Genomic DNA, 15,078 nt, shown 5'->3' with positions numbered 1-15,078 from the left:
GGCACCCGCATCGGGTGCCGTCGCCTCGGTCTGATCGGTGAAGCTCAGCTGTTGGCCTTGTCGTAGGCCTCCTGGACGGCCGCGGGAATGCGGCCCCGCTCGCTCACGTCGTGCCCGTTGGACCGGGCCCATTCGCGAACTGCGGAGACGTCCTTGCGACGAGCGCCGCCACCACTGGTGCCGCTGCGACCGGAGACCTTGCGGCCACCGGAGCGTCGTGCGTGGCCGACCCACGGGGCGAGCGCGTCGCGGAGCTTGGCGGCGTTGGCCGTGTTGAGGTCGATCTCGTAGGACACGCCGTCAAGAGCGAACGTCACTGTCTCGTCGGCATCGGTGTTGTCGATGTCGTCGACGAGCAGGACCTGAACGCGCTGTGCCATCTTGAATTCCCTTCACACGTCGAATATGACGTGCGAACGATATCAGGGGGAATTGTCCTCATGTGACGTGTTGTGCTCGGATTCCCACTGGCTTTGTGCAAGACGTTCACGACGGTCACCCTCGAGGATCCTCTTCATGAGGAAATAGAAGAGCACCGCGACGATGATCGTCGGCAGGATGGCGGCCAGATAGGGCCAGATGGAGTCCCACATGGTCAGGCCTCCGGCTTGAGGTGGGGGAAAAGGATCGTCTCGCGAATGTTGGCGCCGGTGAAAAGCATGACGAGGCGGTCGACACCGAGCCCGAGGCCACCCATGGGCGGCGCGCCGTACTCGAGCGCTCGCAGGAAGTCCTCGTCGAGCTGCATCGCCTCGGGGTCGCCGCCAGCCGCCTTGCGCGACTGCTCGGTGAGGACGGCCCGCTGGATCTCGGGGTCGATGAGCTCGGAGAACCCGGTGCCGCGCTCGACACCGCCGATGATGAGGTCCCACGCCTCGATGAGGCCGGGCTCGCTGCGGTGCGGGCGGGCCAGCGGCTGGGCGCTCGCGGGGTAGTCGCAGAGGAACGTCGGCTGGAGCAGGGTCGGCTCGACGAGCTCGCCGAGCAGCTCGAGGAAGACCTTGTCGCGGTCCCACTCGGGCGCTAACTCGACGTCGTGCTTCGCGGCGAGGCCGCGCAGGGTCGCAAGCTCCGTGTCGATGGTGACCGTCTCGCCGACGGCCACGCTCACGGCCTCGTGGACGGGCAGCCAGCGCCACTCGCCGTCGAGGTCGATCGTGCCCTTGTCGGTCTCGACCTGGCGCGACCCGAACGCGTCGGCGGCGGCGAGGTAGAGGTCCTTGATGAGGTCGGCGATGGTGCTCTGGTCGCCCCACGCCTGGTAGGCCTCGAGCATCGTGAACTCGGGTGAGTGGGTCGCGTCGACGCCCTCGTTGCGGAAGATGCGCCCCATCTCGTAGACGCGGTCGACACCACCGACGACGGCCTTCTTGAGGTTGAGCTCGAGCGCGATCCGCAGGGTCATCTCCTGGTCGAACGCGTTGAGGTGGGTCCGGAACGGCCGGGCCGCGGCGCCGCCGTGGATGAGCTGGAGGATCGGGGTCTCGACCTCGAGGTAGCCCTGGTCCTCGAGCTCGTGACGCATGGCGCTGAGGATGCGGGCCTTGGTCCGGACCATGTCGCGCGCCTCCTGGCGCACGATGAGGTCGGCGTAGCGCTGGCGCACCCGGCTCTCCTCGGAGAGCTCCTTGTGCAGGGTCGGCATGGGACGCAGCGCCTTCGACGCCATCGTCCAGCTCGTCGCCATGACCGACAGCTCGCCGCGCCGGCTGCTGATGACGCGGCCGGTGACGGAGACGTGGTCGCCGAGGTCGACGTGGGACTTCCAGTCGGCGAGCGACTCCTCGCCCACCTCGGCGAGGCTGAGCATGACCTGGAGCCGGACGCCCTCGCCCTCCTGGAGGGTGGCGAAGGCGAGCTTGCCGGTGTTGCGGACGAAGACGACGCGGCCGGCGACGGAGACGACGTCGTCGGTCTCCTCCCCGGTCTCGAGGTGGCCCCACTCCTCACGCACGTCGATGAGCGCGTGGGTGCGGTCGACCGAGACGGGGTATGCCGCCGTCCCCGACTCGAGCAGTCGGGCGCGCTTCTCGCGGCGGATGCGCTGCTGCTCCGAGAGGTCGAGCTCGGGGGCGGTGACGGTGCTGGTGGGGGTCTCGCTCACACGCTCAAGGGTACGAGGGTTGGCTGGGTACTCCCGACATGCCCGCTGTGAGCCCGCGGGCGGTGCTCCCGGCTGGCGAGATCAGCTGCCGGCGCGACGGATCCTGATCGTCGGGGGGACCGCCAGGCTCTGGCCCACGACGCAGTAGCGCTCGGTGGCGCTGGCGAGCCGGGCGAGCGCCTCGTCGTCGGCGTCGGTCTCGAGGGTGGCGGTGATGCTCATCCCGGTGAGCCCGACCGGTGCCTCGCGGTCGACCCCGAGGGTGCCGCGGGCGTCGAACTCGCCGTCGGCCCGCAGGTTGGCGCGCCGGATGGTGAGCTTCATGGCCGTGGCGACCGACCGCATCGTCACCCCGGCGCAGGCGAGGACCGCCTCGAGGAGCATGTCTCCCGAGCAGGCGTCGTCGCCGTCACCACCGGTCGACGGGTGGAGTCCGGCGCGGGTGCGGCCGGACCAGACGTCGACGCTCGTCGTGATGCCTGGGTCGCGCCAGTCCGCGCGGGCGGTGAGGTGCACGACCGCTTCGTCCGGGTCCTCGCGGTAGAGCTCCTTGAGGGGTGCTTGAAGAGCCCGCAGCGTGGCGGCGTCCATCGGTTCGTGCAGCTCGTGCATGGGGGAAGTCTGCCGCAGGTGATGCTGGTCCCGGCCGTGCAGCCTGTCCGTCAGTTGCCGAGCAGGTTGCCGAGGCCGCCGGCGAGGCCGCCGCCGGACTGTCCGGCCTGCGCGTGGCTGCCCTGCTGCACCGACTCGCTGGGCTGGACGAGGACGTAGCCCTCACCCGAGAACGACATCTGGAGCATCTCCCCGGACCCGCCGCGGAGCATCGACTTGAGGCCGCCGGTGTCCACTCGGATGTCGCTGCGCACGCCGGCGGTCCACATCACGACGGCCTGGGCATCGGCGTAGGTGTTGCCGCCGGCCACGTTGAGGGCCACCGGCTCGCCCTCGGTCGTGATCGCGACGTAGCCGGTGCCGCGCAGCGAGACGTTGTAGAGGCCGCCGGTCATGGCCGCGCCCCGGGCCTGGATGCGGTGGATGTCCCAGTCGATCGACCCCGAGAAGGCCAGCACGTTGTTGCCGTTGACCGAGACCATGTCGTCCTGGAGGTAGATGACCTGGATCTCCTTGGCCTGGTCCGCGACGAAGAGCTCACCCTGGCCCTCGCACTTCATGACGCTGACGCCCTCGCCCGTCATCGCGGACTTGACGAACTTCGACATCCCGCCGGCGCCGGTGTTCTGGAAGCGGACGTCGCCCTGGTAGGCCACCATGCTCCCCGTCTTGGCATAGACCGCGCCGAAGCCCATCTGGATCTTGAGCAGCTTCTTGTTCTGGTGCGAGAACGGGTCCTGCGACGCGTTCTCCTGGTGGTCGGTGAACAGCGAGCCGTGGATGGGCATCGTCGGAACCTCTCTGAGAGGGCTGGAGTTCCTTCAAAGTTACGGCTCGCGGCGACCGCGGACCTATCGTTTGAGGGAACACGTCGCCGCCGGGACGACGGGGCTTCAGGAGGCAGTCATGGGATTCCTCGACAAGGCCAAGGCCGCAGCGAACGACCTCGCCGCGAAAGCCGACGGAGCGATGGCGCAGGCCGGGATCAACACCCCCGGCTCGACGTCGGGCACCTCGGCCGCCACGGACCGCCTGCTGCGGGACCTCGGGGTCCTCGCCTACCTCGACGCCACCGGTCGCGCCGCGCCGGAGGGTGAGCGGGACCGTGTCATGGCCGGGCTCCGCGAGGCCGAGCAGCAGGGTGGTTTCTCGTCGTTCGCGCTGCGCACGACACCGCCTCCGCCGCCGGGGATGGGCGGGGCTCCAGGTGCTCCGGGTATGCCGTCGAGCCAGTCGGCACCCCCACCGCCCCCGCCCGGTCAGCCCGAACAGGCACCGCCACCCCCGCCGCCCGCGTCAGCCCCGCCGAGCGCGCCGTCCCAAGGCCTGCCGCCGCAGAGCATGCCGCCGGCCCCCGGCCAGGGCACGCCGCCACCACCGCCCCCGCCGCCGGGCTGGTCCTGAGCCAGCTCGCGCTGGCCACGATCTGCCCGTCCGGCGCTGTGCACTGCTGCGCCCCGGTGCAGCAGTGCACTGTCCAGCCGCAGGTGGCCGGCCGACACTGTGCATTGCTGCACCCCGGTGCAGCAGTGCACTGTCCAGCCGCGGGTGGCCGGCCGACACTGTGCATTGCTGCGCCCCGGTGCAGCAGTGCACAGGGGTGGCGAAGGAGATGGGGAGGCAGTGGCGGCCCGGGCCCGTTCAGGAGGCTTCCTGCGAGGTGGCTCGCCCGGCAGGTGGATCCGCGGCGCGGAGGGCATCCTGCTCGGCGGCCAGCTGTCCTTCGTCGGCGACCGCCTGAGTCCGGGTCCGGCGTCGGAACGAGGTGAGCCCGGCCAGTGGTGAGGGCTCGCTGCGGTGCCGTGTCCAGTTCCACGTGGTCGACACGTCCTCCTCGCAGAGCTCCAGGTGAGCCGGGAACCGGCGCTCGGCACGGTCGACGATGTGCTCGGCGGGATCGTCCCAGCCGGTCCATCGACGGGCGTCCGGGTCGATCAGCTCGAGCCCGAACCCGAGGATCCGCAGGAGCGCGACGACCTCGTCGAACCCCTCCGGTGTGCCTCCGCACTCCCACCTCCCGACCTTGGACCGGTCCCAGCCCAGGGCGTCAGCCAACGCCCGCTGGCTCAGGCCGAGTCGTCGGCGAGCCACACGCATCGCTGCTCCCACGGCGTGACCGTCGACGACGGGGTCGGGCCATCGTTCACCGCTCATCCGTCGACAAGACCGCACCTGCGCGCGAACGTCCACAGCGCCAGCTCCGGGTTGTGGAGAGCGGCTGGCCTCTCGGCGCCCTGTGGACGGCGATGGTCAGCGCTCGTCGACCATGAGGTCGATCGTGTAGTCCTCGGCGCGATAGCTGTGGTCGCCGTACTCCACGGCGCCCCCGGACCCGTCGAACGCCATCCGCGTCATCGTCAGCACCGGTTGGGTGCCCCGGATCCGCAGGTGACGGCGCTCGGCCGCCGTCGGCATCCGGGCCGCGATCGACTGGTGCGCCACGACCGCGTGCACGCCACGGGCGCGCAGGGCGGCATACAGACCGGTCGCCTCGAGCTCGTCGCGTGAGATGTCCCCGTATGCCGGCGGCAGCCAGTTCCGCATGACCGCCAGTGGCGCGTCGCCCGCGAACCGGAGGCGGACGATGGCGAGCAGTGGGGTGTCGGACGGGAGGTCGAGGGCCGCGGCTGCATCGGCATCGGCGACGGTGTCGTGCTCGAGGAGCACGGTGCGTGGGGCGCGACCCTCACGCGAGAGGTCGTCGAAGAGGCTGCTCAGGGCGACCCGGCGGTGCACCTTGCGGTTGGCGACCGTCGTGCCGAGGCCCCGGCGCCGGACGAGCAGGCCCTTGTCGACCATCTCCTGGATGGCCCGGCGCACGGTCGGGCGCGAGAGCGAGAGCCGTTGTGCCAGAGCCACTTCGTTCTCGAAGGGGTCGCCGGGCTGGAGGCGTCCGTCGGTGATGGCAGCGCACAGCTGCTCGGACAGCTGGTGGTAGAGCGGGACCGGTGACGTCCGGTCGATGCTCACGTCCACGAGCTGGGCTGCCATGTCGGGCAGAGTAGCCAACGGACGACCAAATGACCATATGTCCTGACAAAGGTTGACATGAGGGGAGGCGGCGCGGAACAGTTCTCGGCATGAGGATCGGACTGGCCGGTGTGGGCCGTATCGGCGCCTTCCACGCAAGCACCCTCACGGGGCTCGACGCCGTCGACGAGGTGGTCGTCGCCGACCTCGACGCGGCCCTCGCGGAGCGGGTCGCCACCGAGCAGGGCCTCCAGCACGCCCCCGACATCGACACGCTCCTGGGCTCGGGCCTCGACGCGTTCGTCATCACGACGGCGACGACAGCGCACGCCGCGCTGCTCCGACAGGCGCTCGCGGCCGGCATACCCACGTTCTGCGAGAAGCCGGTCGCCGCCACGCTCGACGAGACCATCGCCCTCACCGAGCTGAGCGAGGCGAGCGAGGTCCCCGTGCACATCGGGTTCCAGCGCCGCTTCGACACCGGATACCGGCGGGCCAGGGCGGCCGTCGAGTCCGGCGAGCTGGGGACGATCCACGCCCTGCGTGCGCTGACCCACGACCAGGAGCCGCCGCACGCGGCCTACATCCCGACGAGCGGCGGCATCTTCCGCGACTGCTCGGTGCACGACTTCGACATCGTCCGCTACGTCACCGGTCACGAGGTCGCCACCGTCTATGCGACCGGCGAGAACAAGGGCGCCGAGTTCTTCGGTGCCGCGGGCGACGTCGACACCGCCGCGGCGGTGCTCACCCTCGACGACGGCACGCTCGTCACCGCGACGGCGACCCGCTACAGCGGCGGCGGGCACGACGTCCGCCTCGAGGTCATGGGCTCCGACGGCAGCATCGCCGTCGGGCTCGACGACTCGCTCGCGCTGCGCTCGGCGGAGGAGGGCGTGACCTTCCCGGCCGGGCCCGCGCACCGGTCGTTCATGCAGCGCTTCCTCGGCGCCTACCGTGCCGAGCTCACGGCGTTCTGCGACGTCGCCGCGGGCCGTACCCCCAGCCCGTGCACCGTCCGGGACGCGCTCCAGGCGTTCCGCACCGCCGAGGCCTGCGAGCTCTCCCGCGCCCAGCGCCGCCCCGTCGCCATGTCCGAGATCCCCGATGCACCCGCCCGAACGAAGGCCACAGCATGAGCACCACGACCACCCGTCCGCCGCTGGCCGAGCGCATCGCCGGCGCCCCGATCTCGTGGGGTGTCTGCGAGGTCCCCGGCTGGGGCTTCCAGCTCGACGTCGACACCGTGCTGCGCGAGATGCGCGAGGTCGGGATCGTGGCCACGGAGTTCGGGCCCGACGGCTTCCTGCCCGACGAGCCGGTCGCCAAGGCGGACGCCCTCGCCGCCGCCGGGCTGAGCGCGGTCGGCCAGTTCGTCCCGGTCGTCCTCCACGACGCGGGCCACGACCCGCTGCCCGAGGTCGAGAGCGCGATGGAGGCCCTCACCGTCGCCGGGGCGACCACCGTCGTCGTGGCCGCCGCCACCGGGGTCGAGGGCTACGACGCGCGGCCCGAGCTCGACGACGAGCAGTGGGACACGATGCTCGCGAACCTCGACCTCGTGACCGCAGCCGCCGAGGCCCGCGGGCTCACCGCCACCGTCCACCCGCACGTCGGCACGATGGTCGAGTCGGGCGCCGAGGCCGAGCGGGTCCTCGCGGGGTCGCGCATCGGCCTCTGCCTCGACACCGGACACCTCCTCATCGGCGGTGGCGACCCGGTCGCGATCGCCCGCAGCCACCCCGACCGGATCGGCCACGTCCACCTCAAGGACGTCCGCCTCGACCTCGCCTCCAGGGTGCAGTCGGGCGAGCTCAGCTACACCGACGGCGTGAGCGCGGGGATGTACGTCCCGCTAGGCGAGGGCGACGTCGACATCGCCGCCATCGTCGGCTCGCTCGAGGACGCCGGGTATGCCGGGTGGTACGTCCTCGAGCAGGACACCATCCTCACGGGGTCGCCGTCGCAGACCGGGGTGGACCCGCTCGCGGACGTGCGCGCCTCGATCGCCCACATCACCGCGCTCGCGGAGCGGCTGGGAGGACGAAGCGATGGGTGAGCGCACGGCATACGACCTCGTGGCCATGGGCCGGACGGGCGTCGACATCTACCCGCTCCAGCACGGCGTCGGGCTCGAGGAGGTGAGCACCTTCCAGAAGTTCCTCGGGGGGAGCGCCACCAACGTCGCCGTGGCCGCGGCCAGGCACGGGCGGCGGGTCAGCCTCGTCACCAAGGTCGGGCAGGACCCGTTCGGGCGCTACGTGCGGCTCGAGGCCGAGCGGCTGGGGGTCGACCCCGTCCACATCAGCGCGGTCGAGGGCGAGGGGCCTCCCACGCCGGTGACGTTCTGCGAGGTCTTCCCACCCGACGACTTCCCGCTCTGGTTCTACCGCTATCCCACCGCGCCGGACCTGCTCCTCACCGAGGACGACCTGCCGGTCGACGCCATCCGGGAGGCCTCCGTGTTCTGGTCGACCGTCACCGGTCTCTCGCAGGAGCCCTCTCGCGCAACGCACTTCGCGGCGTGGGGACACCGGGCCCGCGCCCGCCACACGGTGCTCGACCTCGACTACCGCCCGATGTTCTGGGCCGACCCGGCCGAGGCGAGCGCGCAGGTCGGCCGCGCGCTCGAGCACATGACGATCGCCATCGGCAACCGCGAGGAGTGTGAGGTCGCCGTCGGCGAGACCGACCCGAACCGCGCCGCCGACGCCCTGCTCGACCGCGGGCTCGAGGTCGCCGTCGTCAAGCAAGGACCGCGCGGGGTGCTCGCCGCCACCCGGGACGAGCGGGTCGAGGTCGCGCCGTTCCCCGTCGAGGTCGTCAACGGCCTCGGTGCCGGTGACGCCTTCGGTGGGGCGTTCGTCCACGGGCTGCTCTCCGGGTGGGACCTTCGGCGCGTCCTCGAGTTCGCCAACGTCGCCGGTGCGATCGTCGCCGGCCGGCTCGAGTGCTCGACGGCCATGCCCACGACCGCCGAGGTCGACGACGCGCTCAGTGCGGCGGTGCGGCCGTGAGCGACCTCGCCGAGATCACCCGCATCCGGGCGACCGAGCCCGGCCGGATCGCCAGGCTCTGGGCCGAGCGTCGGCGCCGCCCGCTCGTCGCCGACGACGGCCGGATGCTGCTCGTGGCCGCCGACCACCCCGCCCGCGGGGCGCTCGGCGTCAGGGGCAACCCGACCGCGATGGCCAGTCGCAGCGACCTGCTCGACCGGCTCGTCACGGCGCTCCGCCGACCCGGCGTCGACGGCGTGCTCGGCACACCCGACGTCCTCGACGACCTGCTGCTCCTCGGCGCCCTCGACGACAAGGTCGCCATCGGCTCGATGAACCGCGGCGGGCTCCAGGGCGCGGCGTTCGAGCTCGACGATCGCTTCACGGCCTACACCGCCGCCGAGCTCGCCGCGCGCGGGATCGACGGCGGCAAGATGCTCACCCGGATCTGCCTGTCCGACCCCGGCAGCCTGGCCACGATCGAGGCCAGCGCCCACGCGGTGACCGACCTCGCGACCCACGGGCTCATGGCGATGGTCGAGCCCTTCCTCTCGGTCGTCGAGGACGGCCGCGTCCGCAACCTTCTCGACCCCGACTCGACCATCGCCTCCATCGCCGTCGCCAGCGGGCTCGGTGCGAGCAGCGCCCACACCTGGCTCAAGCTCCCGGTCGTCGACGACCTCGAGCGGGTCATGGACGCCACGACCCTGCCGACCCTGCTGCTCGGCGGGGACCCCCAGGGTGATGCGCAGGACACGTATGCCGCGTGGTCCGACGCGCTGCGGCTCCCGTCGGTCTCGGGGCTCGTCGTCGGACGCGCGCTGCTCTATCCCCCCGACGGTGACGTGGCCGCCGCCGTCGACATCGCCTCCGGCCTGGTACACGGGGGTGGCTCGTGAGCCCGTCCGGGCGCGGCGCCGACAACGGACGCTGGGTGCTCCCGTTCGGTGAGGCGTCGGACGGGGCGTTCGCCGTGACCGTCACCGACGCCGTCGACGGGTGGCAGCACACCTCGCTGCGCGTCGCCCACCTCGACGCCGGAGGCTCGCTCACCCACGACACCGGGGACGAGGAGCTCGTCGTCGTGCCCCTGCAGGGGTCGGTGACGATCGAGGTCTCGGGCTCGGAACCCATCCGGCTCGACGGGCGGGCGAGCGTGTTCGACGGACCGAGCGACACGGCATACCTGCCGCGGCAGCGCACGATCACGCTGCGCGACAGCGGAACCGGATCACGCGTGGCCCTCTGCGGTGCCCGCGCGAGCACCGACCGCGAGCCCCGACGGATCGCCGCGGAGGACGCTCAGCCTGAGCTGCGCGGTGCCGGGCGGGCAAGCCGCGAGGTGCGCGCGTTCGGGCTGCCTCCCGTCCTCGACGCCGACGCGATCCTCGTCTGCGAGGTCATCACGCCCGCCGGCAACTGGAGCTCGTGGCCCCCGCACAAGCACGACGAGGACCGGCCGGGTGTGGAGTCCGAGCTCGAGGAGATCTACTACTTCGAGACCCGCTCGACCGACTCCCGCGGCACGGACCCGGTGGGCTACCAGCGCGTCTACGGCACCGACGACCGACCGATCGACGTCCTCGCCGAGGTGCGCACCGGCGATGTCGTCCTCGTCCCGCACGGCTGGCACGGACCGGCGATGGCGGCTCCCGACGCCGACCTCTACTACCTCAACGTCATGGCCGGTCCGGGCGCCGAGCGTGCCTGGCTCATCTGCGACGACACCTCCCACGCGTGGGTGCGTGAGGGGTGGACGGACGAGCCGGTGGACCCCAGACTTCCCTTCAGCGACGACAGAGGTGACGACGATGAGTGAGACCGTGCGGCTCACGGTGGCGCAGGCGACGGTCCGCTTCCTCGGGCAGCAGTGGTCCGAGCGCGACGGTGACCGACAGCGGCTCTTCGCCGGCTGCTTCGGGATCTTCGGGCACGGCAACGTCGCCGGCATCGGGCAGGCGCTGCTCCAGGAGGAGCTCGCCGCCACGGAGTCCGGTGGGGTCGCCGACCTGCCCTACGTCCTCGTCCGCAACGAGCAGGCCATGGTGCACACCGCCGTCGGCTTCGCGCGCCAGCAGGACCGCCTCCAGACCTGGGCCTGCACCGCGTCGGTCGGCCCGGGCTCGACGAACATGCTCACCGGCGCCGCCCTGGCGACGATCAACCGGATCCCGGTGCTGCTCCTGCCCTCGGGCACCTTTGCGACGCGCGTCTCGGCCCCAGTGCTCCAGGAGCTCGAGGCACCGTATGCCGGTGACGTCACCGTCAACGACGCCTTCCGTCCGCTGTCGCGCTTCTTCGACGAGGTGAACCGCCCCGAACAGCTGCCGTCGGCGCTCCTGTCAGCGATGCGCGTTCTCACCGACCCGGTCGAGACCGGTGCCGTGACGATCTCGCTGCCGCAGGACGTGCAGGCCGAGGCGTTCGACTGGCCCGTCGAGCTCTTCGACGAGCGGGTGTGGCACGTGGCCCGTCCCCTGCCCGAGACCTCGCGGGTGGAGGCGGCGGCCGAGGTCATCCGGTCGGCGCGCAAGCCGCTCGTCGTCGCCGGTGGGGGTGTGCACTACTCAGGCGCCGAGGACGCGCTGGCTGACTTCGCCTCTGCCACAGGCATTCCCGTCGCCGAGACGCAGGCCGGCAAGGGGTCGCTGCTGCACGGTCACGCCCAGCTCGTGGGTGCCGTCGGGTCCACCGGCACCACCGCGGCCAACGCGCTGGCCGCGGAGGCCGATGTCGTCATCGGCATCGGCACCCGGTGGTCGGACTTCACGACCGCCTCGCGGACGGCCTTCGCGCGCAATGGTGTTCGCTTCGTCAACCTCAACATCGCCGGCTTCGACGCGGGCAAGCAGTCGGGGCTGACGGTCGTCGCCGACGCGCGTGAGGCCCTCGTGGCACTCACCGACGCCCTCGACGGTTGGTCGGTCTCGGACACCTACCGCAAGCGGCAGGGCACCCTGTGGCGCCGGTGGGACAAGGCCGTGGCGACGGCATACGCACCGCCTGCCTCGGTCACCGATGCGCTGGTCGACGGTCTGCTCACCCAGGCCTCGGTCATCGGAGCCGTCAACGAGCTGAGCGATCCTCGCGACGTCGTGCTGTGCGCCGCCGGATCGATGCCCGGCGACCTGCACAAGCTGTGGCGGGTGCGCGACCGCAAGGGCTACCACGTCGAGTACGGCTACTCCTGCATGGGGTACGAGGTGCCCGCGTCGATCGGGATCCGCCTCGCCGACCCGACCCGGGACGTCTTCGCGATGGTCGGCGACGGCGGCTACCTCATGATGCCCACCGAGCTCGTCACCGCCGTCCAGGAGCGGGTCAAGGTCATCGTCGTCCTCGTCCAGAACCACGGGTTCCACTCGATCGGGTCGCTGTCGGAGGGGCTGGGCTCGCAACGGTTCGGGACGGCATACCGGATGCGTGGTGAGGGTTCGCACCGCCTCGACGGCGACGTCCTGCCCGTCGACCTCGCCGCGAACGCCCGCAGCCTCGGGGCGCACGTCATCGAGGTGCACTCGCGCGAGGAGCTCACGGAGGCGATCGCCGCCGCAAAGGCGTGGCCGTCCGACGGTGGCCCCGTCGTCATCCACGTCGAGACCGACCCGCGGGTCTTCGCGCCCGACAGCGAGAGCTGGTGGGACGTGCCGGTCGCCGAGGTGAGTGACCTGTCGTCGACGCAGGCGGCACGGGCCGACTACGTCGCGCACAAGCAGGGCCAGCGGTCCTTCCTCGCGACGGGGGAGCGCTCATGAGCGCCGTCGTGCGGGTCGGTGTCGTCGGCGTCGGGATCATGGGCGCCGACCACGTCGAGCGGCTGGCCGGGCGCATCGCCCACGCCGAGCTCGTCGCCGTCGCCGACCCCGACGAGGTGCGCGCCAAGGAGCTGGCCTCGCACCACGACGGCGTGCGCTCGACCGGGGACGCGTTGGAGCTCATCACCTCCGACGACGTCGACGCGGTCGTCCTCGCCTCGCCCGGGTTCGTCCACGAGGAGCAGGTGCTCGCCTGCCTCGCCGCCGGCAAGCCCGTGCTCTGCGAGAAGCCGCTGACGATGGACTCGGAGTCGTCGCTGCGGATCGTCCGGGCCGACCGCGAGGTGGAGGCCGCCACCGGCCGCCCCCTCGTCCAGGTCGGGTTCATGCGGCGCTTCGACCCCGAGTACGCCCGGCTCCGGTCGGTGCTCGCGGGTGGGTCGCTCGGCCGGACGCTCCTGCTGCACAACGTGCACCGCAACGCCTCGGTCCCCAACCCCGACTTCCGCTCCGAGATGATCGTGCGCGACAGCCTCGTCCACGAGGTCGACGTCGCCCGCTTCCTCTTCGGCGAGGAGGTCGTCTCGGTTCAGGTCCTGTCACCCGCGCCCACGTCGCTCGCCGCTGCGGGGGTGATCGACCCGCAGGTCGCCCTCTTCACGATGGCCGGCGGCGGCATCGTCACCAACGAGGTGTTCGTCAACAGCCAGGTCGGCTACGAGGTGCGGTGCGAGGCGGTGGCCGAGCGTGGCTCCGTCGTCATCGGCCGCCCGTCGTCCGGTGCCTACTCGACCGCCCTCGCCATGGACGGCGTCGGACAGTGGGGCGGCACGGTGCCGGCGGACTACCGCGAGAGGTTCGCCACGGCATACGACCTCGAGGTCCAGGCCTGGGTCGACTCGGTGCGCGCGGGCACCTCCGTCGGTCCCACCGCCTGGGACGGGTATGCCGCCACGGCCGTCTCGACCGCAGGCATGGCCTCACTCGCCTCGGGTGAGCGCGTCCCGGTCGACCTCGTCGACCCACTCACGTTGTCCCAGAACGCCTCCAGCACGAAGGAACCGTCATGAGCACTCCCACCCGCATCACCCACCACGTCGCCGGTCGCACCTGGGACGGCCCGGTCGGCCGCACCAGCCCGGTGTTCAACCCGGCGACGGGTCAGGAGACCGGGGCGCTCGACCTCGCGACCGCCGACGAGGTCGGTCAGGTCGTCGCGACCGCCAAGGAGGCCTGGGCCTCGGGTTGGGGCAGCTCGTCGCTGTCGAAGCGCACCCAGGTGCTCTTCCGGTTCCGCGAGCTGCTCAACGAGCGCAAGGAGGACATCGCCGCCCTCATCACCGCCGAGCACGGCAAGGTGCTCTCGGACGCGCTCGGCGAGGTGACGCGTGGGCTCGAGGTCGTCGAGTTCGCCTGCGGCATCCCGCACCTGCTCAAGGGCGGGTTCACGGAGAACGCGTCGACCAAGGTCGACGTCTACTCGATCCGGCAGTCGCTCGGTGTCGTCGCGGTGATCTCGCCGTTCAACTTCCCCGCCATGGTGCCGCTGTGGTTCGTCCCGGTGGCGATCGCGTGCGGCAACACGGTCGTGCTCAAGCCCAGCGAGAAGGACCCGTCGGCCACGGTCGCCATCGCCGACCTGTGGCGCGAGGCCGGGCTGCCCGACGGCGTCATGAACGTCGTCCACGGCGACAAGGAGGCGGTCGACGCGCTGCTCACCCACCCCGACGTCAAGGCCGTGTCCTTCGTCGGGTCGACGCCCATCGCGCGCTACGTCTACGAGACGGGCACCGCGAACGGCAAGCGGGTCCAGGCCCTGGGTGGCGCCAAGAACCACATGCTCGTGCTGCCCGACGCCGACCTCGACCTCGCCGCCGACGCGGCGGTCAACGCCGGGTTCGGCTCGGCCGGGGAGCGCTGCATGGCCATCTCCGCCCTGCTCGCCGTCGAGCCGATCGCCGACGACCTCATCGAGAAGATCAAGGACCGCGTCGGCAAGCTCGTGACCGGCGACGGCACCCGCGGCACCGACATGGGCCCGCTCGTGACCCAGCAGCACCGCGACAAGGTGGCGTCCTACCTCGACGCCGGCGTCGAGGCGGGGGCGGAGCTCGTCGTCGACGGTCGCGAGGCCGACTTCGACGCCGACGGCGACGGGTTCTTCCTCGCGCCGACGCTCTTCGACAAGGTGTCGCCGGAGATGTCGGTCTACCAGGACGAGATCTTCGGGCCGGTGCTGTCGGTGCTGCGGGTGCAGTCCTACGACGAGGGCCTCGAGCTCATCAACTCCAACCCGTACGGCAACGGCACCGCGATCTTCACGAACGACGGGGGCGCCGCCCGGCGCTTCCAGAACGAGGTCGAGGTCGGGATGGTCGGCATCAACGTGCCGATCCCCGTGCCGATGGCCTACTACTCGTTCGGCGGCTGGAAGAACTCGCTCTTCGGCGACAGCCACGCGCACGGGATGGAGGGCGTGAACTTCTTCACCCGCGGCAAGGTCGTCACCTCGCGCTGGCTCGACCCGAGCCACGGCGGGCTCAACCTGGGATTCCCCCAGAACACCTGACCGTTCGACCTATTGCCCCATTGGGCCATCTTCGCTCGTCCGGCACCTTCGCTGGAACGGGCCCAATGGGGC

Annotated in this window: 16 protein-coding genes; 9 read left to right on the top strand and 7 right to left on the bottom strand. The window is 71.4% G+C overall.

The genetic code is table 11. The annotated features are described in order from the left end of the window. Positions 1 to 44 precede the first annotated feature (44 nt). The 5 genes from KLO01_RS05990 to KLO01_RS05970 form a co-directional block, all read right to left on the bottom strand. Positions 45 to 380, bottom strand: a complete 336-nt coding sequence (locus KLO01_RS05990; protein WP_147063013.1) for a histone-like nucleoid-structuring protein Lsr2 — start codon at positions 378 to 380, stop codon at positions 45 to 47. A 42-nt stretch (positions 381 to 422) separates the two neighbouring features. Then, positions 423 to 593 carry a lysyl-tRNA synthetase gene (locus tag KLO01_RS05985; RefSeq protein WP_186827925.1) on the bottom strand — a complete coding sequence of 57 codons (171 nt, stop codon included), beginning with the start codon at positions 591 to 593 and terminating at the stop codon, positions 423 to 425. Positions 594 to 595: 2 nt separating this feature from the next. Further along, positions 596 to 2,104: a lysine--tRNA ligase gene (lysS, locus tag KLO01_RS05980; protein WP_147063011.1), complete on the bottom strand. Its 1,509-nt coding sequence runs from the start codon at positions 2,102 to 2,104 to the stop codon at positions 596 to 598. Between the two features lie 81 nt (positions 2,105 to 2,185). After that, on the bottom strand, positions 2,186 to 2,716 hold the full coding sequence (locus tag KLO01_RS05975; protein WP_246136072.1) for an OsmC family protein: 531 nt from the start codon (positions 2,714 to 2,716) through the stop codon (positions 2,186 to 2,188). A gap of 50 nt (positions 2,717 to 2,766) precedes the next feature. After that, on the bottom strand, positions 2,767 to 3,504 hold the full coding sequence (locus tag KLO01_RS05970) for an AIM24 family protein (protein ID WP_147063010.1): 738 nt from the start codon (positions 3,502 to 3,504) through the stop codon (positions 2,767 to 2,769). A 118-nt stretch (positions 3,505 to 3,622) separates the two neighbouring features. Between KLO01_RS05970 and KLO01_RS05965 the strand changes: the two genes are divergently transcribed. Continuing rightward, positions 3,623 to 4,120 (top strand): hypothetical protein, encoded by a 498-nt coding sequence (locus KLO01_RS05965; protein ID WP_147063008.1) that lies wholly within the window; start codon positions 3,623 to 3,625, stop codon positions 4,118 to 4,120. A 237-nt stretch (positions 4,121 to 4,357) separates the two neighbouring features. Here the strand turns inward: KLO01_RS05965 and KLO01_RS05960 are convergent, their stop codons facing one another. Next, a complete protein-coding gene (locus KLO01_RS05960) occupies positions 4,358 to 4,870 on the bottom strand; it encodes a helix-turn-helix domain-containing protein (protein WP_147063006.1) in 513 nt (170 codons plus the stop codon). Between the two features lie 96 nt (positions 4,871 to 4,966). Further along, a complete protein-coding gene (locus KLO01_RS05955) occupies positions 4,967 to 5,707 on the bottom strand; it encodes a GntR family transcriptional regulator (RefSeq protein ID WP_147063004.1) in 741 nt (246 codons plus the stop codon). Between the two features lie 89 nt (positions 5,708 to 5,796). Here KLO01_RS05955 and KLO01_RS05950 point away from each other — a divergent pair, with 89 nt between their 5' ends. The 8 genes from KLO01_RS05950 to KLO01_RS05915 are packed head-to-tail and all read left to right on the top strand — an operon-like array spanning position 5,797 to position 15,006. Further along, on the top strand, positions 5,797 to 6,825 hold the full coding sequence (locus KLO01_RS05950; RefSeq protein WP_147063003.1) for a Gfo/Idh/MocA family protein: 1,029 nt from the start codon (positions 5,797 to 5,799) through the stop codon (positions 6,823 to 6,825). Then, the gene (locus tag KLO01_RS05945; protein WP_147063001.1) at positions 6,822 to 7,745 is read left to right on the top strand and encodes a TIM barrel protein; all 924 of its coding nucleotides are present in this window, start codon (positions 6,822 to 6,824) and stop codon (positions 7,743 to 7,745) included. The genes KLO01_RS05950 and KLO01_RS05945 overlap by 4 nt, the downstream gene beginning before the upstream one ends. After that, a complete protein-coding gene (gene iolC / locus KLO01_RS05940; protein ID WP_147062999.1) occupies positions 7,738 to 8,703 on the top strand; it encodes a 5-dehydro-2-deoxygluconokinase in 966 nt (321 codons plus the stop codon). The genes KLO01_RS05945 and iolC overlap by 8 nt, the downstream gene beginning before the upstream one ends. Further along, positions 8,700 to 9,581: a Cgl0159 family (beta/alpha)8-fold protein gene (locus KLO01_RS05935; protein ID WP_147062997.1), complete on the top strand. Its 882-nt coding sequence runs from the start codon at positions 8,700 to 8,702 to the stop codon at positions 9,579 to 9,581. The genes iolC and KLO01_RS05935 overlap by 4 nt, the downstream gene beginning before the upstream one ends. Next, positions 9,578 to 10,501, top strand: coding sequence for a 5-deoxy-glucuronate isomerase (iolB, locus tag KLO01_RS05930; protein ID WP_147062995.1), 924 nt, complete (start codon positions 9,578 to 9,580; stop codon positions 10,499 to 10,501). The genes KLO01_RS05935 and iolB overlap by 4 nt, the downstream gene beginning before the upstream one ends. Continuing rightward, positions 10,494 to 12,437, top strand: coding sequence for a 3D-(3,5/4)-trihydroxycyclohexane-1,2-dione acylhydrolase (decyclizing) (iolD, locus tag KLO01_RS05925; RefSeq protein WP_147062993.1), 1,944 nt, complete (start codon positions 10,494 to 10,496; stop codon positions 12,435 to 12,437). Before iolB ends, iolD begins: the two co-directional genes overlap by 8 nt. After that, positions 12,434 to 13,507 carry a Gfo/Idh/MocA family protein gene (locus tag KLO01_RS05920; protein ID WP_147062991.1) on the top strand — a complete coding sequence of 358 codons (1,074 nt, stop codon included), beginning with the start codon at positions 12,434 to 12,436 and terminating at the stop codon, positions 13,505 to 13,507. The genes iolD and KLO01_RS05920 overlap by 4 nt, the downstream gene beginning before the upstream one ends. Continuing rightward, positions 13,504 to 15,006, top strand: a complete 1,503-nt coding sequence (locus KLO01_RS05915) for a CoA-acylating methylmalonate-semialdehyde dehydrogenase (protein WP_147062989.1) — start codon at positions 13,504 to 13,506, stop codon at positions 15,004 to 15,006. The genes KLO01_RS05920 and KLO01_RS05915 overlap by 4 nt, the downstream gene beginning before the upstream one ends. The last annotated feature ends 72 nt before the right edge of the window (positions 15,007 to 15,078 follow it).

This window comes from Knoellia locipacati (assembly GCF_007992835.1).
Taxonomy (GTDB): domain Bacteria; phylum Actinomycetota; class Actinomycetes; order Actinomycetales; family Dermatophilaceae; genus Knoellia; species Knoellia locipacati.
This window is presented reverse-complemented; position numbering and strand designations above follow the sequence as displayed.

Excerpts from the sequence above, each read along its gene's own strand:
- KLO01_RS05990 (WP_147063013.1), bottom strand. The coding sequence starts at position 380 with ATGGCACAGCGCGTTCAGGTCCTGCTCGTCGACGACATCGACAACACC.
- KLO01_RS05985 (WP_186827925.1), bottom strand. The coding sequence starts at position 593 with ATGTGGGACTCCATCTGGCCCTATCTGGCCGCCATCCTGCCGACGATC.
- KLO01_RS05975 (WP_246136072.1), bottom strand. The coding sequence starts at position 2,716 with ATGCACGAGCTGCACGAACCGATGGACGCCGCCACGCTGCGGGCTCTT.
- KLO01_RS05970 (WP_147063010.1), bottom strand. The coding sequence starts at position 3,504 with ATGCCCATCCACGGCTCGCTGTTCACCGACCACCAGGAGAACGCGTCG.
- KLO01_RS05965 (WP_147063008.1), top strand. The coding sequence starts at position 3,623 with ATGGGATTCCTCGACAAGGCCAAGGCCGCAGCGAACGACCTCGCCGCG.
- KLO01_RS05960 (WP_147063006.1), bottom strand. The coding sequence starts at position 4,870 with ATGAGCGGTGAACGATGGCCCGACCCCGTCGTCGACGGTCACGCCGTG.
- KLO01_RS05955 (WP_147063004.1), bottom strand. The coding sequence starts at position 5,707 with ATGGCAGCCCAGCTCGTGGACGTGAGCATCGACCGGACGTCACCGGTC.
- KLO01_RS05950 (WP_147063003.1), top strand. The coding sequence starts at position 5,797 with ATGAGGATCGGACTGGCCGGTGTGGGCCGTATCGGCGCCTTCCACGCA.
- KLO01_RS05945 (WP_147063001.1), top strand. The coding sequence starts at position 6,822 with ATGAGCACCACGACCACCCGTCCGCCGCTGGCCGAGCGCATCGCCGGC.
- iolC (WP_147062999.1), top strand. The coding sequence starts at position 7,738 with ATGGGTGAGCGCACGGCATACGACCTCGTGGCCATGGGCCGGACGGGC.
- iolD (WP_147062993.1), top strand. The coding sequence starts at position 10,494 with ATGAGTGAGACCGTGCGGCTCACGGTGGCGCAGGCGACGGTCCGCTTC.
- KLO01_RS05920 (WP_147062991.1), top strand. The coding sequence starts at position 12,434 with ATGAGCGCCGTCGTGCGGGTCGGTGTCGTCGGCGTCGGGATCATGGGC.
- KLO01_RS05915 (WP_147062989.1), top strand. The coding sequence starts at position 13,504 with ATGAGCACTCCCACCCGCATCACCCACCACGTCGCCGGTCGCACCTGG.